This window comes from Dolichospermum sp. UHCC 0406 (assembly GCF_009712025.1).
Classification (GTDB): Bacteria; Cyanobacteriota; Cyanobacteriia; order Cyanobacteriales; family Nostocaceae; genus Dolichospermum; species Dolichospermum lemmermannii.
The window spans coordinates 381,166-405,709 of record NZ_VILA01000001.1 but is presented as its reverse complement, the minus strand read 5'-3'; the positions used below and the strand labels follow the sequence as shown (position 1 = coordinate 405,709).

26 protein-coding genes are annotated in these 24,544 nt (G+C 36.1%); 19 read left to right on the top strand and 7 right to left on the bottom strand.

The genetic code is table 11. The features are described from left to right. Window positions 1-7: 7 nt before the first annotated feature. Complete coding sequence (locus FJR09_RS25705) at window positions 8-136, bottom strand: hypothetical protein (protein ID WP_256370231.1); 129 nt, start codon at window positions 134-136, stop codon at window positions 8-10. Between the two features lie 11 nt (window positions 137-147). Further along, window positions 148-1,170, bottom strand: a complete 1,023-nt coding sequence (gene thiL / locus FJR09_RS01875) for a thiamine-phosphate kinase (protein WP_168654004.1) — start codon at window positions 1,168-1,170, stop codon at window positions 148-150. A gap of 319 nt (window positions 1,171-1,489) precedes the next feature. On the opposite strand from thiL, the gene FJR09_RS01870 reads away from it, so the two are divergent. From FJR09_RS01870 to FJR09_RS01790, 17 genes are all read left to right on the top strand, one after another. After that, window positions 1,490-2,296, top strand: a complete 807-nt coding sequence (locus FJR09_RS01870) for an ABC transporter permease (protein WP_168654003.1) — start codon at window positions 1,490-1,492, stop codon at window positions 2,294-2,296. 84 nt (window positions 2,297-2,380) lie between these two features. Continuing rightward, on the top strand, window positions 2,381-3,109 hold the full coding sequence (locus tag FJR09_RS01865; protein ID WP_148765737.1) for a Uma2 family endonuclease: 729 nt from the start codon (window positions 2,381-2,383) through the stop codon (window positions 3,107-3,109). A gap of 51 nt (window positions 3,110-3,160) precedes the next feature. Beyond that, on the top strand, window positions 3,161-4,006 hold the full coding sequence (locus FJR09_RS01860; RefSeq protein WP_168653473.1) for an ABC transporter permease: 846 nt from the start codon (window positions 3,161-3,163) through the stop codon (window positions 4,004-4,006). 58 nt (window positions 4,007-4,064) lie between these two features. Beyond that, the gene (locus FJR09_RS01855; protein ID WP_168653471.1) at window positions 4,065-5,402 is read left to right on the top strand and encodes an ABC transporter ATP-binding protein; all 1,338 of its coding nucleotides are present in this window, start codon (window positions 4,065-4,067) and stop codon (window positions 5,400-5,402) included. 9 nt (window positions 5,403-5,411) lie between these two features. Further along, window positions 5,412-6,242, top strand: coding sequence for a methyltransferase domain-containing protein (locus tag FJR09_RS01850; RefSeq protein WP_168653470.1), 831 nt, complete (start codon window positions 5,412-5,414; stop codon window positions 6,240-6,242). A gap of 215 nt (window positions 6,243-6,457) precedes the next feature. Continuing rightward, window positions 6,458-7,231, top strand: a complete 774-nt coding sequence (locus FJR09_RS01845) for a class I SAM-dependent methyltransferase (RefSeq protein WP_168653469.1) — start codon at window positions 6,458-6,460, stop codon at window positions 7,229-7,231. Between the two features lie 12 nt (window positions 7,232-7,243). Continuing rightward, on the top strand, window positions 7,244-8,449 hold the full coding sequence (locus FJR09_RS01840; RefSeq protein WP_168653468.1) for an acyltransferase: 1,206 nt from the start codon (window positions 7,244-7,246) through the stop codon (window positions 8,447-8,449). A 256-nt stretch (window positions 8,450-8,705) separates the two neighbouring features. After that, window positions 8,706-9,581, top strand: coding sequence for a class I SAM-dependent methyltransferase (locus FJR09_RS01835; protein ID WP_168653467.1), 876 nt, complete (start codon window positions 8,706-8,708; stop codon window positions 9,579-9,581). Further along, a complete protein-coding gene (locus FJR09_RS01830) occupies window positions 9,574-10,830 on the top strand; it encodes a glycoside hydrolase family 99-like domain-containing protein (protein ID WP_168653466.1) in 1,257 nt (418 codons plus the stop codon). Before FJR09_RS01835 ends, FJR09_RS01830 begins: the two co-directional genes overlap by 8 nt. A 183-nt stretch (window positions 10,831-11,013) precedes the next feature. Then, window positions 11,014-11,907 (top strand): glycosyltransferase family 2 protein, encoded by an 894-nt coding sequence (locus FJR09_RS01825; protein ID WP_168653465.1) that lies wholly within the window; start codon window positions 11,014-11,016, stop codon window positions 11,905-11,907. 197 nt (window positions 11,908-12,104) lie between these two features. Beyond that, complete coding sequence (locus tag FJR09_RS01820) at window positions 12,105-12,452, top strand: hypothetical protein (RefSeq protein WP_039201226.1); 348 nt, start codon at window positions 12,105-12,107, stop codon at window positions 12,450-12,452. Then, window positions 12,445-12,867 (top strand): PIN domain-containing protein, encoded by a 423-nt coding sequence (locus FJR09_RS01815; protein ID WP_217357041.1) that lies wholly within the window; start codon window positions 12,445-12,447, stop codon window positions 12,865-12,867. Before FJR09_RS01820 ends, FJR09_RS01815 begins: the two co-directional genes overlap by 8 nt. A 218-nt stretch (window positions 12,868-13,085) precedes the next feature. Further along, the gene (locus FJR09_RS01810; RefSeq protein ID WP_168653464.1) at window positions 13,086-14,153 is read left to right on the top strand and encodes a glycosyltransferase family 1 protein; all 1,068 of its coding nucleotides are present in this window, start codon (window positions 13,086-13,088) and stop codon (window positions 14,151-14,153) included. A gap of 156 nt (window positions 14,154-14,309) precedes the next feature. After that, window positions 14,310-14,711 (top strand): hypothetical protein, encoded by a 402-nt coding sequence (locus FJR09_RS01805; RefSeq protein ID WP_015080359.1) that lies wholly within the window; start codon window positions 14,310-14,312, stop codon window positions 14,709-14,711. Then, complete coding sequence (locus tag FJR09_RS01800) at window positions 14,708-15,175, top strand: type II toxin-antitoxin system VapC family toxin (protein ID WP_015080358.1); 468 nt, start codon at window positions 14,708-14,710, stop codon at window positions 15,173-15,175. Before FJR09_RS01805 ends, FJR09_RS01800 begins: the two co-directional genes overlap by 4 nt. A 51-nt stretch (window positions 15,176-15,226) precedes the next feature. Continuing rightward, window positions 15,227-15,454 carry an AbrB/MazE/SpoVT family DNA-binding domain-containing protein gene (locus FJR09_RS01795; RefSeq protein ID WP_015080357.1) on the top strand — a complete coding sequence of 76 codons (228 nt, stop codon included), beginning with the start codon at window positions 15,227-15,229 and terminating at the stop codon, window positions 15,452-15,454. Continuing rightward, window positions 15,454-15,750, top strand: a complete 297-nt coding sequence (locus FJR09_RS01790) for a type II toxin-antitoxin system VapC family toxin (protein WP_051155181.1) — start codon at window positions 15,454-15,456, stop codon at window positions 15,748-15,750. Before FJR09_RS01795 ends, FJR09_RS01790 begins: the two co-directional genes overlap by 1 nt. Before the next feature lie 577 nt (window positions 15,751-16,327). On the opposite strand, the gene apcB is transcribed toward FJR09_RS01790, so the two are convergent. After that, window positions 16,328-16,837, bottom strand: a complete 510-nt coding sequence (apcB, locus tag FJR09_RS01785; RefSeq protein WP_015080356.1) for an allophycocyanin subunit beta — start codon at window positions 16,835-16,837, stop codon at window positions 16,328-16,330. Window positions 16,838-17,210: 373 nt separating this feature from the next. Between apcB and glnA the strand changes: the two genes are divergently transcribed. After that, window positions 17,211-18,626 carry a type I glutamate--ammonia ligase gene (gene glnA / locus FJR09_RS01780; protein WP_168503927.1) on the top strand — a complete coding sequence of 472 codons (1,416 nt, stop codon included), beginning with the start codon at window positions 17,211-17,213 and terminating at the stop codon, window positions 18,624-18,626. 68 nt (window positions 18,627-18,694) lie between these two features. Here glnA and FJR09_RS01775 read toward each other — a convergent pair whose 3' ends face one another. From FJR09_RS01775 to FJR09_RS01760, 4 genes are all read right to left on the bottom strand, one after another. Then, window positions 18,695-18,895, bottom strand: coding sequence for a hypothetical protein (locus FJR09_RS01775; protein WP_039200542.1), 201 nt, complete (start codon window positions 18,893-18,895; stop codon window positions 18,695-18,697). 856 nt (window positions 18,896-19,751) lie between these two features. Continuing rightward, on the bottom strand, window positions 19,752-20,798 hold the full coding sequence (locus FJR09_RS01770; RefSeq protein WP_168653658.1) for a zinc-dependent dehydrogenase: 1,047 nt from the start codon (window positions 20,796-20,798) through the stop codon (window positions 19,752-19,754). A 51-nt stretch (window positions 20,799-20,849) separates the two neighbouring features. Continuing rightward, window positions 20,850-21,398: a PIN domain-containing protein gene (locus FJR09_RS01765; RefSeq protein ID WP_168653657.1), complete on the bottom strand. Its 549-nt coding sequence runs from the start codon at window positions 21,396-21,398 to the stop codon at window positions 20,850-20,852. 19 nt (window positions 21,399-21,417) lie between these two features. Next, window positions 21,418-21,879: a helix-turn-helix domain-containing protein gene (locus tag FJR09_RS01760; protein ID WP_015080351.1), complete on the bottom strand. Its 462-nt coding sequence runs from the start codon at window positions 21,877-21,879 to the stop codon at window positions 21,418-21,420. A gap of 478 nt (window positions 21,880-22,357) precedes the next feature. Here FJR09_RS01760 and FJR09_RS01755 point away from each other — a divergent pair, with 478 nt between their 5' ends. Continuing rightward, entirely contained in the window at window positions 22,358-24,475 is a 2,118-nt protein-coding gene (locus tag FJR09_RS01755) for a serine/threonine-protein kinase (RefSeq protein ID WP_168653656.1), read from the top strand. Window positions 24,476-24,544 lie beyond the last annotated feature (69 nt).

The window sequence follows — 24,544 nt, the reverse complement described above, 5'->3', positions numbered from 1 at the left end:
TCCTTTGTCAGTTGTCCTTTGTCCTTTGTCCGTTGTTTTTCTTTACCACTGACCACTGACTACTGACTACTGACCACTGTACGGGCGAAGCATTTGGAGAACTATTTTTGGCAATGACCGATAATTTATCTTCCAAATGCTTCGCCCCTACTGACCAAAATGTTGGAATCCCTGGCTGAGGCTGAGAACTTGGTCGGGGATTTCTGCTTTTTCGTGGTGTAAAATCACTTTTGAGCCTGGGGTAATTGTGCCAATTATGGCTGCACCTGTGCCTAATTTTTGCACTAATGCTAATGCAGGTTCTGGTGGTAAACACAGGACTAATTCAAAATCTTCGCCACCATAGAGGGCGTATTTTAATGATTTTTCTGGTGTGAGCCACCCTTCAAAGGCTGATGGTAAGGGTATTTTACTAGATTCTATAACCGCACCGACGTTACTGGCTCGGCAAATTTGTAATATTGCGTCTGCTAAACCGTCGCTGCTATCCATACCGGACATAGGCAGGGAACAGGGGGATATGAGAATTTCTTTGAGGATAGAGATTACATCTAAACGGGGTTTGGGGCGTTGGTGGGCGGTGATTAAGGCTGCCTTGGCTTCAGTTTTGAGGTTTTGAGCTATTTCGGGATGTAAGAGTAATTCTAAGCCTGCACGGGAGGCTCCATGTATACCTGTGATGACAATAGCATTTCCTACTTGAGCGGTGGCACGACGGATGATGAAATTGGGGTTAGCTTGACCTAAGGCAGTAATTGCTAAAGTGGTAATGGGCGATCGCACTATATCACCACCAACTATGGGAACATGATACTTTGACAAGCATTCTGTCATGCCCTGATATAGTCGCTCAACCCAATTTACAGTTACATCTCCCGGTAAACCTAATCCCACAGTTATGCCCACGGGAGTCGCCCCCATTGCTGCTAAATCGGATAAATTAGCCGCCGCAGCCCGCCAACCAGCATCCTCTGGAGAGGTGGTAACATCACTAAAATGCACACCGTCAACGAGCATATCTGTAGTAACTATCAAAGATTGATTTGGTAAGGTTTCTAAAACTGCGGCATCATCACCAATTATATCGGGTGGACAAAAGCGTTGTAATCTTTCTAAAAGACCTTGTTCGCCAATATCTCGAACTCGTAAGCCAGATAAATCACTATTCATAATTAAATGTACTCATTACTTTATGGGAATAGATCCTGATAGTTCAATACCTTCGCCAAATTGAAAAAAGCCTTGATTCGGAGGTTGGGTTGTGGAACGTTAGCATTGCCAAGCAATAGCATGAAACCCAATGTATTTGTTGAGTCGCGCTGTCGCTTAACCCAACAAAGCAAAAAATGGCGAAAGTATTGATAGTTTGTAAGTAATACCTAAAGATAGATGAAATTTTACTAATCTTAAAATTAATCGTAAAGAATCGGACTTATATAGTATATAATGCCCAAATGAGTTTTTTCTGGTGTGTAATGGTGCTATAAAAATGACACTTTCCCTGAAAGATAATTTAAATTGGTTACAAGTGCAGCGTTATTGTGAACTCCTGCACGTCTTAGTAATACGGACACTGAAAGTCCGTTATCGGGGGTCTTTTCTAGGGGTTTATTGGTCACTATTGAACCCATTGATTATGACAGGGTTGTATACTGCCATTTTTGGTGCTACCTTTGCATCTTATTATGGTAACTCCATTATTAACTATATGCTGGCAGCACTGACGGGGCTGTTGGTCATCAATTTTTTCTCAGCTTGCACATCCCAAGCTTTAACCAGCGTAGTCGGCAATGGTGCATTATTAAATAAAATTCGCTTGCCAGTCAGTGTTTTCCCAGTATCAATGATTGCGGCGAATGTATTTCAGTTTTCAGTGGGAGCGTTTCCGTTACTAGCGATTATGACTTTGATTAATTCCCAAAGTCTAGTCAATGTCCTAGCATTAGTATTTCCCTTTCTTGCACTAATTTTAGTTTCTACAGGAGTTGGGTTTTTAGTTAGTGCTTTGTACGTATTTTTTAGAGATTTACCTTACTTTTATGAATTAGTAGTATTTGTAATTTGGATTAGTAGTCCCATATTTTATCCAGCAGCTATTGTTCCCAAGCAGGTAAAACAATTTTTAGGTTTAAATCCCTTATCCCCAATTATTGAAAGTCTGCGTCAGATTACCTTATCAGGTTCTTCACCAGATTTAGGTTTGATTTGGGGGGCTTTACTGAGTGGCATCATTATTTTAACCTTGGGATGGACTTGTTTTCATCTGTGGCGGCATCAATTTATGGATTTGCTCTAACATGACTATCACTTGATAATTGCACGGACTAAATCCTGATAGTTTATAATTAATAAAAGATAGTAATTTATCCCCATAAAATCTATGGCTTTAACCGCACAAGAAATAGAAGCATTAATGCCAGATTGCACTGAACTACTCAGCGACGAACCAGAAATGGAAAGCTCCTTACACTATACACAACTATTAATATTAGTAACTTGTTTAGAATGGTTATGGCGTGATAGAGAAGATTTTTTTATTGGTGCAAATCTTAGTGTTTACTATAGTCGTCAACAGTTAAAAAATCGAGATTTTAGGGGGCCAGACTTTTTTCTAGTCAAAGATACGGAAAAACGTCCACGTCTGTCTTGGGTAACATGGGAAGAAGATGGTAAATATCCCAATGTGATCATTGAATTACTTTCTGATTCTACTGCCAAAGTAGATAAGGGATTGAAAAAACAGTTATATCAAAATCAATTCCGTACTCCCGAGTATTTTTGGTTTTCCCCAAATACCTTAGAATTAGTGGGATGGCGATTAACAGATAGTGAATACAAAAGTATTCCAGCATCAGAAAATGGCTGGTATTGGAGTCAGGAGTTAGGTTTATACCTAGGGATTTGGGAAGATAAGTTAAGATATTTTACTGTTGAAGGAAGATTAGTTCCTACACCAGAAGAAGCTTATTTAGAAGAAATTAGAAAAGCTGAAATTGCCCTTCAACTGGTAGAAATTGAACGCGAACGGGCAGAAAACGAACGCCAACGGGCTGATAAATTAGCTGAGTATTTGCGATCGCTAGGCGTAGATCCTGATAGTATAAATTAGGAGAAAAAGAGGTCTATATTAGTCACAAGGAATCAAAAATTGTTATCAACAGTGGAGTTTATACGTAAAATAGGAAAATTAAGGCGGATTCTACCAGTAGATGAAAAATGGTGGGGGAAATTCGACTTACTGAGAACTTTAGTCCGTCGGGATTTGGAAGCAAGGTATAAAGGTTCTGTACTAGGAAATTTGTGGCCTCTACTTAATCAGTTATCACAATTACTAATTTACACCTATGTATTTTCCGTAGTGCTGAAGGTGAAACTGCACACTTTAAAGGGTTTACCAGAAAATAATTTTACCTTTGGCTTGTGGCTGTTTGCGGGGTTATTACCCTGGATTGCTTTTACAGGTGGACTTATGCAGTCTGCTGGTTCAGTAATAGGACAGCCGAATTTAGTTAAGAAGGTGGTATTTCCTCTGGCATTGTTACCTCTAGTGCCAATTTTATCAACGTTTATTGAAAGTTCCTTTGGTTTAATGGCGTTGATATTTTTCGTAGCTATCACGACTCATACTTTACATACTACCTTGGCTCTGTTACCCTTAGTTTGGCTGACACAGTTATTATTAACTGCTGGGTTGGGTTATTTGACAGCGGGGCTAACAGTGTTTTTGAGAGATATTCCGCAAACAATGGGAGTATTATTAAATGTGTGGATGTACTTGACACCAATTATCTATCCGGCTTCAGCAATTCCTGAAGCATTCCGAAAATGGGTGTTTTGGTTAAATCCTATGGCAGCTATAGCAGAAGTTTATCGGGATATAGTTTTAGTGGGGGAGGTACAGCATTGGAGTGAGTGGGGTGTAGCTGCGGCGATATCAGTTATGATATTTTATTGTGGGTTTACAGTTTATAAGCGATTGCGTCCAGCATTTGCTGATGTATTATGAACATTGAGGATGGCACTGTGGTTATTGTTTTGAATTTGTGAGGATTAACAGTAAAAGCATGGGAGAAGAAATTGCAATTTCCCTAAAAAATGTATCAAAGTGCTTTAAGCGGTATGCCCGTCCTGTAGATAGGCTTAAAGAGTTGTTGTTGCCTGGAAAATCCTATTCACAGGAGTTTTGGGCTTTACAGGATATTAACTTAGATATTTGTAAAGGTGAAACCTTTGGGATTATCGGACAAAATGGATCGGGTAAAAGTACACTTTTACAAATTATTGCAGGTACGCTAACACCAACTAGAGGACAAGTATTAGTTAATGGCAGAGTTTCGGCTTTACTAGAATTAGGGAGTGGGTTTAATCCTGAGTTTACTGGGAGGCAAAATGTATTCTTTAATGGACGTATTCTAGGTTTAAGTCAGGAAGAAATAGAAAATAAGTTTGATGATATAGCTGCTTTTGCCGATATTGGAGATTTTATTGATCAGCCGGTTAAAACTTATTCTAGTGGTATGTTTGTCAGGTTAGCTTTTGCTGTAGCGGTAAATGTTGAACCAGATATTTTAATTGTTGATGAGGCTTTAGCCGTTGGAGATATGTTCTTTCAACATCGTTGTATACGCAAAATGCGTGCATTGATGGATTTTGGAGTCACAACTTTATTTGTTTCCCATGATCCTAGTACAATAAAAACATTATGTAATTGGGCAATCATGATTCATGATGGGGCAATTATTAGCACTGGTTCACCAAATATAATAATTAAAAAATATTTAAAATTAGCGACAGAATTAGATATGGGTTTAACACAGATAGATACAAAATTGGAACAAGAGCCAAATAGGGAATTTCTAGATGTAACCCAAGATGATAAATCACATTTGTTGCCTACTTATGATAAAACACCTATTGATAAAAATCCTGGAAATTTATTCCGCAGAGGAAGCGGAAAAGCTAGAATTGAAAGTATTAAGTTGCTGAATAATTTAGGTGACAATATTGGTGAAAGTCCTATCTTTGAATTTAATCAAGAGGTTGTGCTATTAGTAAAAGCAAAAATTTATGAACATCTCCAAAGTTGTATGATAGGTTTCATTATTTGTGATAAAAATGGAAACGAAGTTATTGGTAGCAATACTTATGAAGAGAACATTAAAATTGATGAATTACAACCAAATGAAGAATTGGAAACTAAATTTAAATTTAGTTTGCCTTTAAGACCAAGTTCATACAGTGTAACAGTTGCAGTAGCCCAGGACTATGAGACTTTAACCTTAGATTGGATTGATAATGCACTAGTATTTCAGGTGCTGCCTCCGAATACAAATAAAAAAATTACTGCTCTTGTGGATGTTAGTATGGAGGTAGAAGTGTTGAAATTAAATCAAATTAATTAGAGAGAGTATATGCACCAAAGTTCAATAGACAAAATGCAGTCTTTTAAGGAGAAATACCTCCAAGATAAGCAATCTGAGAAACTCATTATATTTGATCTAGGTAGTCAAAGTATCGGAGGATCTTACAAGCCTATTTTCGATTCGCCAAACTGGAAATATTGTGGGGTAGATTTAGAAGCAGGGGAAAATGTAGATATTGTTCTCAGAAATGCTTATAGCTGGGATGAAATACAATCCAGTTCTGTTGATGTATTAATATCTGGACAGACTTTGGAGCATATTGAATATTTCTGGATCACAATAATGGAGATTGTCAGAGTCTTAAAGTCTGGTGGAATATGCTGTCTTGTTGCACCTTCAAGTGGTTACGAACACAGATATCCAGTAGACTGCTGGAGGTTTTATCCAGATGGTATGAGAGCAATAGCAGAATTTGCTAAACTCGAAGTTTTAGAGATATTTACTCAGTGGAAAGATGAAGATTATGCTGATGGCAGTAATGTTTGGCATGACTCTGTTTTAATAGCAAGGAAGCCACTTGAGAATAAAGAATTAATGATTGAATCTCAGCATTTTAATGAACGTTATCTTGAGATTTTAACGGAAAGAGGACAAACAGAGTTATATCGGTTTCAGTTGCAGCGATCTCAATCTGATCTAGTAAATTTGCAAAGTAAACTCCATCAGACAGAATATTATGCCCAACAATATCAATATGAATTAGAGAGATTGCAATCTCAACTACAACAAACTCAGCAATGTATAAAAGCAATGGAGAGTAGTAAGTTTTGGAAGATGAGAAATGCTTGGTTTAAACTTAAGGGACTGATAATCAAATAAGATGTAATTTATCATATAGGATCCCGGTTTAATTCTTGTTCACTATACTGAGACTCAATCGTTGATTCGATGGGGTTTACAGTTTACAGCTTGTTCAAAAATCAAATAGTAGCCCTATAGAAATATACGATATTTACTTGAAATATAGAAGATTAAAAAAAAAATGGCAACTTGGGTTAAAATGACTTAACTAGGAAAGCAAAACTACAAAAAAAATGAATCATAATCCTATTTGGAAAAGTGATGCAAGTTTTACTCTAGCAGAAACTGAGTTCTTAATGATGCACAATCCAGAGGATTTAAAGCGCTTAGAGACAACAAATGAGCGTTTTCTGCTAGGCAAAACTCGTAATCTAGTAACAAATACCGTCGCAATGCGAGACTCGGAGAGTATCAAGCAAATTGTAGATCTCGGTATTTACAAGGGAGGTAGTATAGCTTTGTATGCACTGCTATTTATGCCTTTAAAGTTGGTTGGGATTGAATATTCCAAAGAGCCTGTAGAACCTTTAAATAATTTTATTGCTAAAAATGGTTTACAGAAGCAAGTGAGTACATATTATGGTGTAAACCAGGCGGACAGTAAGCAGTTGAGGCAAATTGTAGGGGCTGAATTTGGTGGAGTGGAGCTAGATCTAGTTGTAGATGATGCTTCGCATTACTATGCTGAAACGAGATCCTCATTTGAAACACTCTTTCCCATGTTAAGACCCGGAGGGATTTATATTATCGAAGATTGGGGTTGGGCTCATTGGGCTGGAGATGAGTGGCAAAAGAGCAAGTATTTTTCGTCAAAGAGTCCTTCACTGACTAATTTGTTGATAGAAATTTCAATGTTGTGTGCATCTCGACCTGACTTAGTGGCAAGCTTACAAATAGAGCAATCGGTGATTACAGTCCGGAGAGGATCTGCTAAATTTGAGCCAGGAGACTTTAAACTTGAACAAAAATATCTAAATCGAGGTAAGAAGTTTAAGCCGATCATGTAAAAATGAAATTCGATGAAAGAACTAGTAGAGTTAACTGGAATTCGCTTTTTTGCTGCTTTTGTTGTCTGTGCTTACCACTTTAGTCCCGGCTTTGGACTTACTAGTGTGAGTACAATCTTGCGACCAGCAGCAATATCTGCTGTGTCATTGTTTTTCATTTTGAGTGGATTTATTCTTAGTTACAGTTATCTAGAAAAACTGCAAACTATCAAATTGAGGTATTTTTTCTGGGCTAGATTTGCGAGATTAGCTCCAGCCTTCGTGACTGTCATGATTGCAATGATTCCAATACGTCTACTCTTTTTAATGAGTTCATCTGAGAGCGCGAGAATAGCATATGGAATCTCTCTTGATTCACCAATTCTCGGAATATCTTGGTTGGCTAATTTATTTTTAGTAGCAGTATTTGTGCCAGAGCTAAATCCCTGGCTATATTTTTGGAATCCTCCAGCTTGGTCACTTACTGCTGAAGCAATTTTTTATATAGGATTTCCGGTTGTAATTAGTATATTCAAGAAAATCAAACGCGAAAGCTTTCTTGTTTGGAATTCGGTAATAATTTATGGATTACTTTGCCTGATAATAGTAGGAGTATTTTCTCTGGTAATGAACATTCCCTTTGATGTATTTCCTTCGTGGTACAAAAGCAGTCTCAATTTAGGCGGAACAGTCCTAACAGAAGACGAGGTAAGAAGTTATACTCTTACATATTTTGTATATCTTTTACCATTCTTAAGATGTTTTGAGTTTTGGATCGGTTGTTCTATTGGCTGTTTTTTCCTCCGGTTAAGAGAAAGAGACAGATTACCGAAAGAGAATATTCGGAACTTATTGGTGGTGACATCTGTGTTGCTAATTTACATTGGTCACCAAATCAATAGTTTGACAATGGGAGGTATGGGATTAGGGATTTATGCAGTTTACACTCCTGGCTTCACCTTGTTCATTTTTACTTTAGCTTCTGGCAAGACTTTTGCGTCAAGTCTACTAAGTCACAAATTAATAGTGAAACTTGGCAAAAGCAGCTATGCTCTGTATATTTCACATTATGCGGGTATGGCAATTTATCAAAATCTAGCTAATATTGGTATTGTATTTCCTCAAGGAATTTACTTCATAGTATTAGGCTTATGTTTGGCGATATCTTTAGTAATTTACGATTTTGTGGAAGTTCCTGGACAGCAGTGGTTAATCAAGATCAGTAAAGCTAGAACTTAAAGGTTATGAAAATTACATTGTTTGAGTATAATCTCATAATTCATTGCTAATTATTATATACAGCAGTTTCCGGTTTTAAGAGGTACAGAGATACAAGATAAAACCCTTGTAGTGCAGGCATCTTGCCCGAAGCATGATGTACCTCACTTGAATGGGAATTGCTATAAACACCAAAGATGTTACAATGCCGAAGAAATGATCGCAAATTTAGAGTGTTTCTTGTAAATTTAAAAGAAATCTTAGTTTATTCAGTTATATGATTCAAGAAAAGCAACTTAATTATACCTATGCTGTTGATCCTAACTCTGATACAGCAGCAGCTAATGTATTAAGATTTGTAGGCAAGCACAAAAAAGTTTTGGAAATTGGTGCAGGTCCAGGATCAATTTTACAAGTTTTGCAAGACATCAATCAATGCAACATAACAGCGATTGAAGTTTATCCTGATTATATTGCAAAACTCAAAGAATTTTGTCCTAATGTGATTAGTGCGGATTTAAATGACCCGCAGTGGAACAAAATTTTTGCTGAAGATCAAAAATTTGATGTTGTTGTTGCCGCTGATGTTTTAGAACACCTGTACGATCCCCTAAAATGTCTTAAAAACATGGCAACGCTATTAGATGACAATGGATCTATTGTTATTTCATTGCCCCATATAGGACACGCTGTTATTGCAGGTTGTTTATGGGATGGAGATTTTGAGTATGGTGAATGGGGTTTATTAGATCACACTCATATACGATTCTTTGGTATCAAAAATATCCAAAACTTGATTGAAGATGCACATTTAAAAATTATTGATGTTAGTTTTGTAGTCCGCTCACCAGATCAAACCGAGTTTGCCGAGCGTTGGTCACGGTTGCCCCAAGGGTTTAAGAAAGAAATTCTGTCTAACCCTTTTGCTTGTGTTTATCAGGTTGTACTTCATGTTGTTCCTCAAGCCTTTCAAGGTAATTCTATACAACTTGCTCAAGTCCCTATACCCTCATCTCAGATCATTCCTTTTGGTGTCTTAAATCAAACTTATGGCTTGACTGGTTTCTTGCGTAGTATTCTGCGTAAAGTGCTTTCACAAAACCAAAAAAACAAATTACAGTTATACCTGAAAAAGTGGGGAATTTATGTCTAAAAATCCAAAACTTATCGCATTTTATCTAACACAATTTCATCCTATCCCTGAAAATGATGAGTGGTGGGGGAAAGGATTTACAGAGTGGACAAATGTTACAAAAGCTGAACCATTATATAATGGACATTACCAACCACATCTACCTACTGATTTTGGCTTCTACGATTTGCGAGTACGAGAAACTCGACATCAACAGATAAAATTAGCCAAACAATTTGGAATCGAAGGGTTTTGTTATCATTATTATTGGTTCTCAGGCAAACGTTTATTAGAAAAACCATTTAATGATATGTTGGCTGATCCAAAAAGTGATATGCCATTCTGTATTTGTTGGGCAAACGAAAATTGGACTCGTCGTTGGGATGCGGCAGAACATCAAATACTAATTGCACAGAATTATACGGATGAAGATGATTTGAATTTTATCAAGGATCTTATCCCTGTTATAAAAGATTCTCGCTATATCAGAATAAATGATGCCCCATTCATCATTGTCTATAGACCCCAGCAATTACCAAATGCTAATAAAACACTTGCTGTTTGGCGGGACTATGCACGAAGTGTGGGTATTGAGAAACTGCATTTATGCGCGGCTCTAACACATGGAAATACAGATTACAGGCAATTTGGTTTTGATAGTGGTGTTGAATTTCCTCCTCATAACCTTGATGCTATTAGCATATCAAATGATAATGTCGGTTTTTACAACAGGTTTTTCGGTCATGTTATTCCTTATGAATTAATAGCTAAGTCCTATTTAACTAGGAGAATTGAAAACCAACTTATTTTTAAAACTGTTTTTCCATCATGGGACAATACAGCTAGGCGGGGTAGCCGCGCTTTCATTGTTCCTAATGGAACACCTTCAAATTATGAATATTGGTTAGCTCAATCAATTGAGTTAACAAAAAACATTCATAAGAATCAAGAGAGTTTTGTATTTATTAATGCCTGGAATGAATGGGCTGAAGGATGCCACCTTGAACCCGATAGAAAGTATGGTAACCAGTTTTTAGAAGCAACTTTACGTGCTGCATCTAACTCATCTACTTTCATAGATTTTCCAGATAAGGCCGTATTTAAGATGGAAAAGCGTAAGTTTTTAACGGACGCAAGTGAGGTAATATCCTATCATTTTTCTATGCTGCTTACACAAATACGTTCCTGGGTTTCTGCACATCCAAAGCTCAAAATTGTCTTACGCATACCTATTAAAATCATCGGTCGTCTCAATTCATTTGGAAAATAAATTTTCTTGATAATCTATCATTCTCTATGATATAGCAATCCTAAGTTATTTGTAAAAAAAATGGCTGAAAGGCTTGTAAGTAAGTAATTTTTATCTCCGTATTTTTCTTACATTTTAACTCAAATTGCTATATCAAGATTTATGTATTGAAATTTATGCTTAGATACATCAACAAATATTAACATGATAAAACAGCACTATACATCAGGGACAATATCAATTATCTTAGTTAACTATAATGGTGCAGATGTTTTAATAGACTGTTTAAACTCTCTAGAAAAATTTATTCCTAGAGACAACTGTGAACTTATTGTAGTTGATAATAATTCTCAAGATAATAGTTTAGATATTCTTAATGATAAATTCCCTCATATCAAATTAATTAAACTACCAAAAAACGTTGGTTTTGGAGCAGGAAATAATGCTGGTGCAAAAGTAGCTAAAGGTGAGTTTTTATTCTTATTAAATACTGATACAATTCTTACTAATAACATTCTACCCCATCTTTTAGAATTAATGTCTGAAAATCCAGATGTAGGAATTATTGGACCTAAATTACTTTTTCCAGATGGAAGTTTCCAAATTTCTTTCTCACCGGAAATTAGTATTAAAGGAGAATTTGCAGCAAGAAAATTACATAAGAATGCTGAAAATAAAAATAAATTGCATATTATAGAGCAGGATTTTCAAGATATTCAAGAAGTAGATATTGTCGTCGGAGCAGCATTTTTTATTCGAGCCGATTTGTTTAATTTATTAGGTGGTTTTGACGAAAAATTCTTTATGTATTTTGAAGAATCTGATTTGTGTCAGAGAGTTAGAACTAAAGGTTATAAAGTTCTCTATACTCCCCATGTTTCCCTAATTCATATTAGAGGATATTCTGTTAATAAAATATCTAATAAAATGGCTGTAGAATATAGACGTAGCCAGATTTACTACTATCATAAACATCGTCCAATGTGGGAGATATTGCTATTAAGAATATACTTACTATTTAAGTTTTTATCTGAATATCTCAAAACATCTAATCCCTATAGTTTGGAAATTATCAAATTAATTTTTATCTATAAGTAATAATGTAATCACTAACAAATATCTTCCTAATGAGAAAATAACAAAAATTCTTCTGTTAGGATCACTTCTCACATTTAAATGATATCATAAAATTATGATAAACTAGGAGAAGAAAGAAAACTAAATCTTAAAATACAAATGAAAAATAACAAATTAAAAGTTATAATCTTTATAGAACTTATGAGAAAAATAGAGCAATGACTGAAAAAACCATTTCAGCAGACCTAGACGTAGAAACAGCAGAGCGAATTAGTGTATTATCAAAAATGGAAAATCGCTCAATATCCCAAATAGCCAGTGCTTCAATCAAGCTAGGAGCTATGTTACCTCATGATGCTTGGTCAGCACTCTTACAGTTAAATGGGGTTGCTTCTGAAGCACAGTGGCAAGAAATTAGTCAAGAAATTACAAGAGTTTTATTGCATCATCAATACAAACTCGCTCAACAAAGAATTGCCCAAAATATAGATAAAAATTGGTTAAATTCTTTAGAAACTGAAGATGATTTACTCTGTGCTTCAGTTGAGTTAACTCGTGATGTCTAATCATTTACGCTTATGTCTTGATCTCAATATTTGGTGTGCGGCATTATTAGCTGATATCAAAGAAAATCAAAATATGGCTACACCACGCAAGCTATCAGCTTGTCAAAGTATAGTTGATACAGTTCGTTATGGTCGCTGTTATATGGGAAAAGTAGAACTTGTGATTTCTTGGGGAATGTTAAATCGTTTAGAAGAAGTTTTATTAAGATTAACTCCCTTGGCTGAGGATGCGTCTTTTTATGTAGATATTATCCGCAGTTATGCTCAAATTCAGCCTCAATTAATATTAGGAGGAACAGGTGTTATTCCTATTAATGATATAGAAGATCAGCACGTTTTAGAAACAGCTTTAGCTGGTCGAGCTAATCTATTAGTGACAGCTAATTTTAAGGATTTTTTAAATAAAGATATTTAACTTATCATTCCTGAAAGACATAGTATTTATAATTCTCCTATCCATGAATTTCACATTGTTCATCCTTATTTAATGATTAATTGGCTAAATCAAGGTAATATTCCTGAAATTCTGTAATCTTTATAATAAAAAAAGAAAATAAAAATTATGCGGGCTTATTTAAAACTGAATTTGTATGAATAAAAAATATTAATAACTGAACTAACTAAAAATTAAAAATGCCATTACTCACTAATCTTTCATTCTTACTTACCAAACCCACAGGTACAACTACCTACGCTCTGAATCTTTTACCTCACTTACAAAAACTTGAGCCGATACTTTTAACTTCCCAATCTCTCCCTGACTATAACTGCTATCAAACTCCTCCTAACTTAACATCAGAACAAGGTTTAAAAGGACATTTAAACCGCTTAGTTTGGACACAATTCCAACTACCAAAAATCTATCAAAACCTCAAATCGCAACTTTTATTTTCCCCTATTCCCGAAGCACCTTTATATACTAACTGTCGTTTTATTGTCACAGCCTTTGATATGATACCCTTGCGGTTTCCTAACCGCTTGTCACCATTAACCACATACCATAAATACTATACTCCTGAAGTTTTTAAACAAGCAGAACATATTATTTGTATATCAGAATCAACAGCCAATGATATTATCCAATTTTACCAGATTCCTAGTCATAAAATAACACCAATTCTCTTAGCAGGAGATAGCTCACATTTCCAATTCCTCAATCTCCCCACCCGCAATTACTTCCTATATGTTGGTCGTCAAGACCCTTACAAAAACCTGCAAAGATTAATTACCGCTTTTTCCGCACTACCTCACAGAAATGATTATGAACTATGGTTAGCGGGACCCTATGATCAACGTTACTCCCCATTATTAGAAATCCAAACTCAAGAATTAGGAATAAGTCATCTAGTTAAATTCCTTAACTATGTCTCCTATGACGAATTACCAATAATTATAAATCAAGCAATTGCGCTAGTTTTTCCTAGTTTGTGGGAAGGATTTGGTTTACCAGTGTTAGAAGCAATGGCTTGTGGTACTCCCGTTATTACCTCTAATGTTTCCTCCCTTCCAGAAGTTGCAGGAGATGCTGCTATTTTAATTAATCCCTATAATATAGAAGAAATTACAGCAGCAATGAAAATCATAATTAATGATTCAGAAACCAGAAAACAACTTTCAGAAAAAGGTCTAAAAAGAGCAAATCAATTTAGTTGGGAAAAAACCGGACTGGTTACAGTTGAAGTTTTAAAAAAGTATCTTTGAGTATAACTACAATTAGTGTAAATCCTGATTCTATTGCAAGAGATAAAATCCCCGACTTCTTAGAGCAGTTGCTATATATTGTTGTTCATAACTAATTTAGGATTGCTATATGATAGAATAGAAGAAATATTGACTAGTGTAATAAAGGAGAATACCATGAACACCTCCATAGAACTTCCGAGCGGTAAAATCCTCAACATCACCCGATTTATTGCCCTAATTCCCAATAACAATAATATTGATAGTGATTATCAACTAATTTTAGAAGGATATCCTCATCCTATCAACTTAGAATCATCAGATGCTCAAAATCTGAAAATAATTTTGCAATCAAAACTAGATCAAAATACCCCAATTAGCACCCATAAATCAACATGGAATCAACAAGAACAACTCCAAAAAAATCAAAAAGCAATGGCAATTTTAGCACAACGTATTGCAGAACATAAAAATATGTCCGATGAAGAATCATTACAGCAACAAGAGTTTTTTGAAGAATTAAAAAAAACAGTTGATTCACAAAGACCAATAGGACAAAAATTATATTCAGAATTATGATAGTATTTATTGATTCAGGTGTGCTAGGACTGCTCACAAATCCCTATAAAATGGATGCAGCTAAAGATTGTGAAGAATGGCTTTATGCTTTGCTTGCTCGTGGAGTGTATATTTGTTCTTCTCAATTATGTGATTACGAAATTAGAAGAAGTTTAATCTTAATCTCTCAAAATAAACCTAAATCATCTAGTATTCAGAATTTAGATGAACTCCAAGAAATAATCTCGTTTTTACCTATAGACTGGGAATTATTAAAAGAAGCATCTACACTTTGGGCTTCTGCTCGTAGTCAAGGAATACCAACAGCAGATAATAAAAGTTTGGATATTGATATTATTATCTGTAGTCATTGGCAAAAACTTAAAGAAGAGTTTCCTGGTCGCTATATTGTGATAGCAACTACAAATGTCAAACATTTAAGTCGCTTTGCTGAGGCAAAAAACTGGGTGGATATTCAATTTTAAAACCATTATGTAATACTAAAAGTAATAATTTTCTTACTTGAGATCAAAACCATGAGAATTACATCCAAAGGACAAGTCACTATTCCCGTAGAAATACGTGAACAATTAGGACTTACACCCAACACAGAAGTAGAATTTGAAATCATCGGAGATGCAGTTTACGTAAAAAAAACCAAAGCGAAACCCAACCCAGGTAAAACTCTCATAGAAATGATGCGAGGTAAAGCTACAGTCAAAATGACCACCGATGAAATAATGGCATTAACGAGACAAGACTAATGAAAGAAATACTCGTTGATAGCAATATAATCTTGGATATTGTTACAGAAGATCCAAATTGGTTTGATTGGTCAGCTAATAAGTTAACTGAATATGCTGAAAAGACAAAACTTAACATTAATCCCATTATCTATGCTGAAGTCTCAATTGGTTTTCAAAAGATAGAAGAACTAGAAGCCATATTACCTATCAAGTTTTTTCACCGTTTAGACCTACCTTGGGAATCAGCATTTTTAGCGGGAAAATGCTTTTTGACACTCTCAGGTCTAAAGACACTGAGATTCTTTAATCAATGAGCCAACTTACAATTGCTGGATTACTCCAACAAAAACAGAGGTCGATTCTCCTAAAGCGTTAATGACCGTATCCCTACCGTACTCGATTTTTGTATTTCATTTTTCACCAAATTTAGCTTTCCTAAACTGCAATACTGTTAGGTATGACTACGCACTCAACCAAATTAGTTAAGTTTTTACGTTGTTTAGTTATACTTAAATTATGGAACTTTTAAAAGTATATCACACCTACTGTTACTAGTCAACGAGTTAGGCTAAATATTTTCGCCCGTGTCGCTTATATCTCAGCACGCTTTGTGACTGAGCTTTACGCTTACCGAGTAATCTTGTAAAATATCGTCAACAAGGTGGAACTAAAAAATCTCCTTTACCTGATTTCTACATAGGCGCTCATGCGGTAATTATGGATATGATACTTTTAACCAGAGATGTGAATCGTTACCGCACTTATTTTCCCACCTTAGAACTAATAGTTCCAGAATATTAATAGACATCTCCATGTTTTCGGGCGCAATTATGAGTAAAGACGTTCTATAGAACGCCTCTACCTTGTCCTCAGATGTCTATTTTTGAAATCCTAAACATCAATCTCACTCAATTCACGAGTGATATGATCAAAAGGCTCATCCACAAAAGCAGTATTAGCAATACCAGCAGCCGCTACCTGTTCCTTGACGATACCCTTCATTATCTGAATACCTTGAACAGTTGAACCAATGGGTACACCCAAGGAATTGTAAGTTTCCCTGAGTCCTTGTAATACACGCTCATCAAGAACATTCATATTACCAGCAACTAGCGCATAGGTAGCGTAGCGGAGATAATAGTCCATATCCCGCAAACAAGCGGCAAAACGACGGGTTGTATAAGCATTGCCACCAGGACGAATTAATTCTGGTAGTTCTTCAAATAACTTTGCCCCAGCTTGTTTCACAATTGCGGCAGCATTGGAATTAATCGCTGCTGCAGCTTGAACTCTAGCTGTTCCACTATCAAAGTAGGATTTGAGGGTATCAATGGCATTCCGGTCAAAATAACGCCCGGTTACGTCATAATTCTTAATTAAAGTTGTAACGGCATCACGCATTCTTTTTTCTCCCAATCATGAGTTATCTATGATTTGATATTAATTTGGTTGCCATGAAGCACCAACAAGATTCCGTGCCAATTCACATAAAATAGACACTGGCACAAAAACTATCCATCTGCTATCTAAGGATTTTATGCCAAAGTTGACCCCTGATCATGAATTTTCTAGTTTTGTACAGATTAAGAAAGAAAGGTTAACATAACCTGTAATCCAGACAATCTGTAACAAACATGACAAAATCATGTCAAGTTAACTATTTACGATATTCCAGGTGGTGTATGACAACTTGGGTTAGCGTAACAAGGTGAGGACGCTTGGGCAGACTCTGGGTTTATATTAGGTAATTGGCTACATCAGGAGTAAAGTAAAAATGACAACCCCAAAAGAAATCTTGAAGAAGATTCAAGACGAAAAAATTCAGATGATTGATCTGAAATTCATTGATACACTGGGAACTTGGCAACATTTGACCATGTACCAAGACCAGATTGATGAAAGTTCATTCTCTGACGGTGTACCTTTCGACGGTTCTAGTATTCGGGGTTGGAAAGGTATCGAAGAATCTGACATGACCATGGTGCTTGATCCTAACACCGCTTGGATTGACCCATTCATGAAAGAGCCAACTCTCAGTATCATTTGTAGTATTAAAGAACCACGTACTGGCCAATGGTACAACCGTTGTCCTCGCGTTATTGCCCAAAAAGCGATAGATTATCTAGCTTCTACTGGACTTGGTGATACAGCTTTCTTTGGTCCTGAAGCTGAATTTTTCATTTTTGATGATGTCCGTTACGACCAAACCACCAACTCCGGTTACTACTACGTTGATTCTGTAGAAGGTCGTTGGAACACTGGTAGAGAAGAAGGACCTAACCTGGGTTACAAAACCCGCGTCAAAGAAGGTTATTTCCCAGTTCCTCCCACTGACAGCTTTCAAGATATGCGGACAGAAATGCTGCTAACCATGAAAGATTGTGGCGTACCCATTGAAAAGCAACACCATGAAGTTGCGACTGGTGGTCAGTGCGAACTTGGTTTCAAATTTGGTAAGTTGATTGAAGCCGCTGATTGGTTGATGACTTACAAGTATGTGATCAAAAACGTGGCTAGAAAGTATGGCAAAACCGTCACCTTCATGCCAAAACCCATTTTTGGCGATAACGGTTCTGGTATGCACTGTCACCAATCTATCTGGAAAAATGGTCAGCCCCTATTTGCAGGTGACAAGTACGCTGGTATGAGCGAAATGGGACTTTACTACATTGGTGGTATTCTCAAACACGCTCCAGCATTGTTGGCAATCACTAACCCCACCACCAACTCCTACAAACGCCTCGTACCTGGTTATGAAGCACCTGTAAACTTAGCTTATTCCCAAGGTAATCGTTCTGCTTCTGTGCGGATTCCTCTTTCTGGAGACAATCCCAAAGCCAAGCGTTTAGAATTCCGTTGTCCAGACGCTACTTCTAATCCTTACTTGGCTTTTGCGGCTATGCTTTGTGCTGGGATTGATGGTATCAAAAACAAAATTCATCCTGGTGAACCCTTAGATAAAAATATCTATGAACTTTCACCAGAAGAATTATCTAAGATTCCTTCTACTCCAGGTTCTTTAGAATTGGCTTTGGAAGCTTTGGAAAATGATCATGCTTTCTTGACTGAAAGTGGCGTTTTCTCTGAAGATTTCATTCAAAACTGGATTGATTACAAGGTTGCTAACGAAGTTAAGCAAATGCAATTACGTCCACATCCTTATGAATTCTTCTTGTATTACGATTGCTAATTACAACAATTACTAACGTACAACTAGTGAATTTTTTAGCCACCCTCTGGGGTGGCTTTCTTTTTCACTTAACTCATAGTCGCTTGGCTACGTCCATAAAGCGTTTGGGTAGCGGGGTCCATTTTGCCTTGAATGGGATTCCAGTAGTGAGATATTTCTTCATGCAAACCAAGTTCTTGTGCAGCACGCATTAACATGGATTGTTGACGATTCTTAGCTTGCTGATGTTGACGTACCATTAGTTGACGGGCTTTTTCTTGAATAGACATGACACTACCTCCCTGTATTTATTTACTAAGGAATAATTTACTATTCCCTGCGATCTGATGATAACACAAAAATCTGTAGTTTACGCTACAGAATCTTAAATGAATAGGATTGATATGATTATATTTCCTCTATGCTGCTTGTCGTTTCGATGAGAACATAAAAATCTGTAGCGTAAACTACAAAATAAAGAAATGATATAAAACTTAATAAGTTCTTTCCCCCTCTTCCCTGGTTGTCTTAGAGGGTGTTTGAAAAGTCATGATTGCTGTATCAAATGTTCTACACCTCCCTAACTCTCCCCTTAGTAAGAGCTTTGATTTGTAGTACCAATTACTCTTATGTCAGCAGCCTTTGTGGATACTTCTTCAGCTTGGGCAGGGGAACCAAAAGATAAAATAGGTAGTAAGACAGAAACCAGAAAGTGTAAATAAGTCTTCATGATTAGACAATTTTTTGCATATTATAGTTAGCGAAAATACTATAAGTAATTACAAAACTACTTAACATCTACCTTTGGAAAGATATTTTTATATGGCCATACTATTGCCAAAGCCATGAAACCCCATTGATATCGTCACGATTTTATTGGGTTTCAGACATATTTTGGAAAATTGGCAATAGTATTGTTGTCAGAATCAGGATTTCCAGGATTTAAGGATTAACAGGATTAATCCCCAAATCCTAAATTGATTTACGGATAGATTAAAATTCTATAAGTTTCTGCCGTGGGGACGTAGGCGCAGCCCGTCGTAGACATCGCTTGGTCTACGGCTTGTGGTAAATCTTGTAGTTGTCAGAATCAGGATTTCCAGGATTTAAGGATTAACAGGATTAATCCCCAAATCCTCAATTAATTTAGGGATAAATTAAAATTTTGTAAGTTTCTGCCGTGGGGGCGATCGCTTGGTCTACGGCTTGTGGTAAATTTTGGAGGGGATAGCGATCGCTAATTAAGGCTTTAACATCAATGCGGCGATTGAATACAATGTCCGCAGACAGGCTTTGCAGGCGGTAGGATGAGCTATAACTGCCCATTAAGTCTATTTCCCGACGGTAGAGAGTATTGGGGTTAATGGGGATGGTTAACTCGTCTGGAAACTCTGCAAAGAAGAGAATTTTTCCACCTTTGCGAGTGCAGTCTAAAGCTTGGAAAAATGCTTTATCACTGGGAACAGCTAACAAGGTGACATCAACACCCATTCCCCCAGTTAAAGCCTGAATTTTGGCAGATAAATCAGCGTCACGGGCATCAAAAGCCGCTTCTGCGCCTACTTCTAGAGCTTTTTCAATTCTAGATGGTAAGAGGTCGGTAGCGATCGCTTTCGCTCCAAAATACTTCACCAACATCATAAACATTAACCCAATGGGACCTGCCCCAGTTACTAATACAGTTTGTCCCGGTGCAATTTGGGCTTTTTTCACCGCTTTTAAACAGCAATTAGTTGGTTCAACAAAACTCGCCTCTTCAAAACTGATATCATCAGGGATGGGAATTAAGCCACCATTTTCGACAATGTGACCTGGAACTTTCACATACTCCGCAAAACCGCCACCACTGGCGTTAAAACCTGCGGTAGTAGAGATATTTTTATAAACATCGCACATGGAAAAATTATCATTTAAGCAATAGGCGCAACGCATACATGGTATATGGTGCATCACCGCTACCCGTTGTCCTACTGTCCAGCCTTTTACCTGTGAACCAACAGCCGCAATAGTTCCAGCGGTTTCATGTCCAAATATGCGTGGCGGTTCATACAAAGGATAACGAATCTTTTTAATATCTGACTGACACAAACCCACAACCCTCACCTGTACTAGCACTTCATCTGCGTCTAGGGTAGGAACTGGGACTTCTTCGTAGGATAATTGATTTACGCCTCTAAATACTTGTGCTTTCACGTTGGTTTTCCACTATTTAACGTTACTAGATTTAACATTTTGTGGTCAACTTTAGGTTATGGAAGTATGGATTTTTTCAACAAATCCTGGTATTTGGTTATTTAATTTATCTAGTAATTGAATCAAAGTTAAAGGAGTTCTTTTATATTTTTGAGATTGTGTGAGTAAAATTTGAACCATTGTTTGAGGGTATTCTTCAAATAGTTCACCGAGAAAATCATCTGGTGACTGTGCTTTTATATTCCAAGGCTTTAAATCTTGTTCCTGAAAATCTTTAATATTTTGGGTAACGATAATTTCTGCTTTAGCAACCACAGCAGCAGCGAGAACATGACGATCTTTAGGGTGATTTTGCATAAAAGACTCCAGTTCTTTCGGTGCTTCAACCATAGCCTCTGGAAAAGCCATTTTTATAACTTCCTCTAACTTTCTAGCTCCCTCAGTAGAAATATATCCTTTATTGATCAGGTTTTCCATTGCTTCATCTAAGATTTTTTGTGACCAATAGGGTATATACAAATCAGCCTCAGCGGTAGAAAGTAAGGTATCTCGTAAATACATTGGAAACAAAACACAGGCATCTAAGATAACATTAGGCATCGCAATTTAAGTGTTTTACTCATTCCTCATAATCATACAGTCCCGCTTCTTCAGTTACTTCAATAAGTTCCTGTAGGCATTTTTTCCGGTTTATATCACGTTGTTCTTTATATTTCATCAAATCATCAAACCGGACACGGCGATGTGTTCCCACTCTAATACAAGGAATTTCACCCTGGTCTAATAACTTAATCAGGTAAGGACGGGAAACTTTGAGAATGTCTGCGGCTTTTTGTGTTGTTAGTTCTCTATCCTGAATGACTACAGATATTACCTTGCCTAATGCTAGTGCATGAACAGCTTGATGTAAAATCTGATAAACCGATTCGGGAATGGGAATTTCTTGACCGTCTACTCCTACTAATTTTGCTTGAGAGCCTTCAAGCTGGAGTATACTTTCAAGATGCTTGATAGATGATTTTTCCGGTTCTTGAGCCATAACTGACTCTAAAGGCAGGTTTTGCTCAGTGATAGTCTTCATAATGAATATATTTTTGATATCTACATCATATCTTTTATATCCTCTAAACGCAATATCCGCAACAGAAATCAAATAAAATATACTTTGTGAAACGTTGTGACAAAGCAATAGATTTTGGGCAAGTTTATTTTTTGGACATTTTTATTGAGAAGCTAGATAAAATCTTGTAAATTCTCATCACAATTTGACATATCTGTAAACAAAAATACAGTTTAACAAATGATTTGTATGGGAGAATATAGGTAAAGAAATAATTATTTTTACCTAAAATATAACTGCAATTTCCAACCAAAATATACATCACCATAATAATGGCAAAATGCCGTTATTTTCTATTTAAAATGAGATATCATCAAAATAATTGGCAATAATACATCTTCCCTACTTGTGAATTTCCAGGTTAAATATAATTACTAATTGCTGTAGTCAAATCTAGGTTTATTTATAAATTTTATCATGCAGATGCACCATAGATATCATGATCTGCTGTCTAAATCCCGATTGTTCAAATCCTCAAAATCCAGATCATCATCAACTTTGTCAAACTTGTCACACTCCGTTAGTGCCACTTTTGAGAAATCGGTTTCGTGTACTCCGTGTTCTTTCTGATGAAGGCGGATTTGGCAGAACTTATATATCAGAAGATATTGATAAATTAAATGAATTATGTGTAGTTAAACAACTAGCACCAAAATTTCAAGGTACTTGGTCACAAAAAAAAGCAATTCAGCTATTCTCAGAAGAAGCAAGACGACTTCAAGAATTAGGAGAACATCCCCAAATTCCCACATTAATAGCTTATTTTGAGCAGGATAATTGTTTGTATTTAGTGCAACAATTTATTGATGGTCAAAATTTATTTAATGAATTAAAATCTCGGAGAATTTATCAAGATTGGGATATTCAATCTATTTTATTAGATTTATTACCAATTATCAAATTTGTGCATCAACATGGGGTAATTCATCGTGATATTAAACCAGAAAATATTATTCGTCGAAAATCTGATGGGAGATTAACACTTATTGATTTTGGTTCTTCTAAACAGTTAACTGCACAAGTCCAGCGAAAAAATGGTACTTCTATCGGTTCACATGGTTATTCTCCCATTGAACAAATTAGAGATGGAAAAGCCTATCCCGCAAGTGATTTATTTGGTTTGGGTGCGACTTGTTTTCATCTATTAACAGGAATTTCTCCTTTTCAATTATGGATGGAATATGGTTATGCTTGGGTAGGAAATTGGCGGCATTATTTACGTTTTCCTTTGAGTTTAGAATTAGCAGAAATTATAGATAAGCTACTACAAAAAGAAATACAGGATCGTTATCAATCTGCTGATGAAGTAATTAGAGATTTGATGAAAAAGCATACTCATATTCTACCAGCAGCGAATCATACAATTATAGAATCACCTAGAAAAAATTCTCACCCACATTCATCAAAATATATTTGGGTTAGAAATTTAATTTTCATCTTGGGGATAATTGTTTTTTTGGGATTAGCAGAATCTGGTTATCGAGAATTTCGCAAGTTAAAAACTAATTTTTCTTTTAGTTGGAGTCAACCTCACAATAGTCCACCAATATCTGAAATATCAGCAAAAAAATTATCTTTAGTCAATACTTTTTCTGGACATAAAAGCAAAGTTTTGTCAGTGGTTATGAGTCCAAATGGTAAACTGATTATCAGTAGTGGTGATTGTCAGAAAAGTAGTAATAGTCAATGTCATAATATTAAATTATGGGATGTCATAACAGGTAAAGAAATTACCAGTCTCCAGGGACATTCCCAAAATGTTAATGCAGTAGCTATAACTGCTAATGGGAAAACTTTAGTTAGTGGTAGTGATGATAAAACTATTAAAATTTGGAATTTAGAAACAAATCAATTAATTCACACCTTAAAAAGTCATACTGATGCAATTCATAGTTTAGCTATTAGTGGTGATGGTAAAACTTTAGTTAGTGCTAGTGATGATAAAACTATCAAAATTTGGAAGTTAACAACAGGTAAGCTAATTCGTACTTTAATTGGTCATAAATATTGGGTACGTTCTGTAGATATTAGTCCTGATGGTGTCACCTTAGCAAGTGGTAGTTTTGATAAAACTATTAAATTATGGAATATTAATCAAGAAGAACCGATTCAGACTTTAAGTACCAGTTCACAAACAGTCATAGCTGTGGCTTTTAGTCCTAATGGTAAAATTTTAGCAAGTTCCAGCCGCAACCGCACAATTAAATTATGGAATCTACAAACCCTAAAAGAAATTCGGACTCTCATGGTAGAAGATAATAGTGTTAATACTATTGCTTTTAGTCCTGATGGTAAAATTTTAGCAAGTGCTGGACGAAATATTTCTGAAGAACAAATCTATCACACCATTAAACTCTGGAACGTGGCTACAGGAGAGGAAATGCTAACATTGACGGGACATAGTAATGCTGTTATCTCCCTTGCTTTTAGTGCTGACGGGAAGTTTTTAGTTAGTGGTGGTGAAGATAATTTAATTAAAATTTGGCAGATTCCAGTCAATAATGACGAAAATTTTTCCCGTCGAGGTTTGGTACTTGATAAAACTAAATTTCGGTAAGTAGGTGAACGGAAAAAACCAAACTGTGTAAAGAAACGTAAAATCGCTGAAAACTTCTTTACTCTTGCC

Bases quoted from the DNA above. Each gene is read 5' to 3' on its own strand.
- thiL (WP_168654004.1), bottom strand. From the start codon at position 1,170: ATGAATAGTGATTTATCTGGCTTACGAGTTCGAGATATTGGCGAACAA.
- FJR09_RS01870 (WP_168654003.1), top strand. From the start codon at position 1,490: ATGACACTTTCCCTGAAAGATAATTTAAATTGGTTACAAGTGCAGCGT.
- FJR09_RS01865 (WP_148765737.1), top strand. From the start codon at position 2,381: ATGGCTTTAACCGCACAAGAAATAGAAGCATTAATGCCAGATTGCACT.
- FJR09_RS01855 (WP_168653471.1), top strand. From the start codon at position 4,065: ATGGGAGAAGAAATTGCAATTTCCCTAAAAAATGTATCAAAGTGCTTT.
- FJR09_RS01850 (WP_168653470.1), top strand. From the start codon at position 5,412: ATGCACCAAAGTTCAATAGACAAAATGCAGTCTTTTAAGGAGAAATAC.
- FJR09_RS01845 (WP_168653469.1), top strand. From the start codon at position 6,458: ATGAATCATAATCCTATTTGGAAAAGTGATGCAAGTTTTACTCTAGCA.
- FJR09_RS01840 (WP_168653468.1), top strand. From the start codon at position 7,244: ATGAAAGAACTAGTAGAGTTAACTGGAATTCGCTTTTTTGCTGCTTTT.
- FJR09_RS01835 (WP_168653467.1), top strand. From the start codon at position 8,706: ATGATTCAAGAAAAGCAACTTAATTATACCTATGCTGTTGATCCTAAC.
- FJR09_RS01830 (WP_168653466.1), top strand. From the start codon at position 9,574: ATGTCTAAAAATCCAAAACTTATCGCATTTTATCTAACACAATTTCAT.
- FJR09_RS01825 (WP_168653465.1), top strand. From the start codon at position 11,014: ATGATAAAACAGCACTATACATCAGGGACAATATCAATTATCTTAGTT.
- FJR09_RS01820 (WP_039201226.1), top strand. From the start codon at position 12,105: ATGACTGAAAAAACCATTTCAGCAGACCTAGACGTAGAAACAGCAGAG.
- FJR09_RS01815 (WP_217357041.1), top strand. From the start codon at position 12,445: ATGTCTAATCATTTACGCTTATGTCTTGATCTCAATATTTGGTGTGCG.
- FJR09_RS01810 (WP_168653464.1), top strand. From the start codon at position 13,086: ATGCCATTACTCACTAATCTTTCATTCTTACTTACCAAACCCACAGGT.
- FJR09_RS01805 (WP_015080359.1), top strand. From the start codon at position 14,310: ATGAACACCTCCATAGAACTTCCGAGCGGTAAAATCCTCAACATCACC.
- FJR09_RS01800 (WP_015080358.1), top strand. From the start codon at position 14,708: ATGATAGTATTTATTGATTCAGGTGTGCTAGGACTGCTCACAAATCCC.
- FJR09_RS01795 (WP_015080357.1), top strand. From the start codon at position 15,227: ATGAGAATTACATCCAAAGGACAAGTCACTATTCCCGTAGAAATACGT.
- FJR09_RS01790 (WP_051155181.1), top strand. From the start codon at position 15,454: ATGAAAGAAATACTCGTTGATAGCAATATAATCTTGGATATTGTTACA.
- apcB (WP_015080356.1), bottom strand. From the start codon at position 16,837: ATGCGTGATGCCGTTACAACTTTAATTAAGAATTATGACGTAACCGGG.
- glnA (WP_168503927.1), top strand. From the start codon at position 17,211: ATGACAACCCCAAAAGAAATCTTGAAGAAGATTCAAGACGAAAAAATT.
- FJR09_RS01775 (WP_039200542.1), bottom strand. From the start codon at position 18,895: ATGTCTATTCAAGAAAAAGCCCGTCAACTAATGGTACGTCAACATCAG.
- FJR09_RS01765 (WP_168653657.1), bottom strand. From the start codon at position 21,398: ATGCCTAATGTTATCTTAGATGCCTGTGTTTTGTTTCCAATGTATTTA.
- FJR09_RS01760 (WP_015080351.1), bottom strand. From the start codon at position 21,879: ATGAAGACTATCACTGAGCAAAACCTGCCTTTAGAGTCAGTTATGGCT.
- FJR09_RS01755 (WP_168653656.1), top strand. From the start codon at position 22,358: ATGATCTGCTGTCTAAATCCCGATTGTTCAAATCCTCAAAATCCAGAT.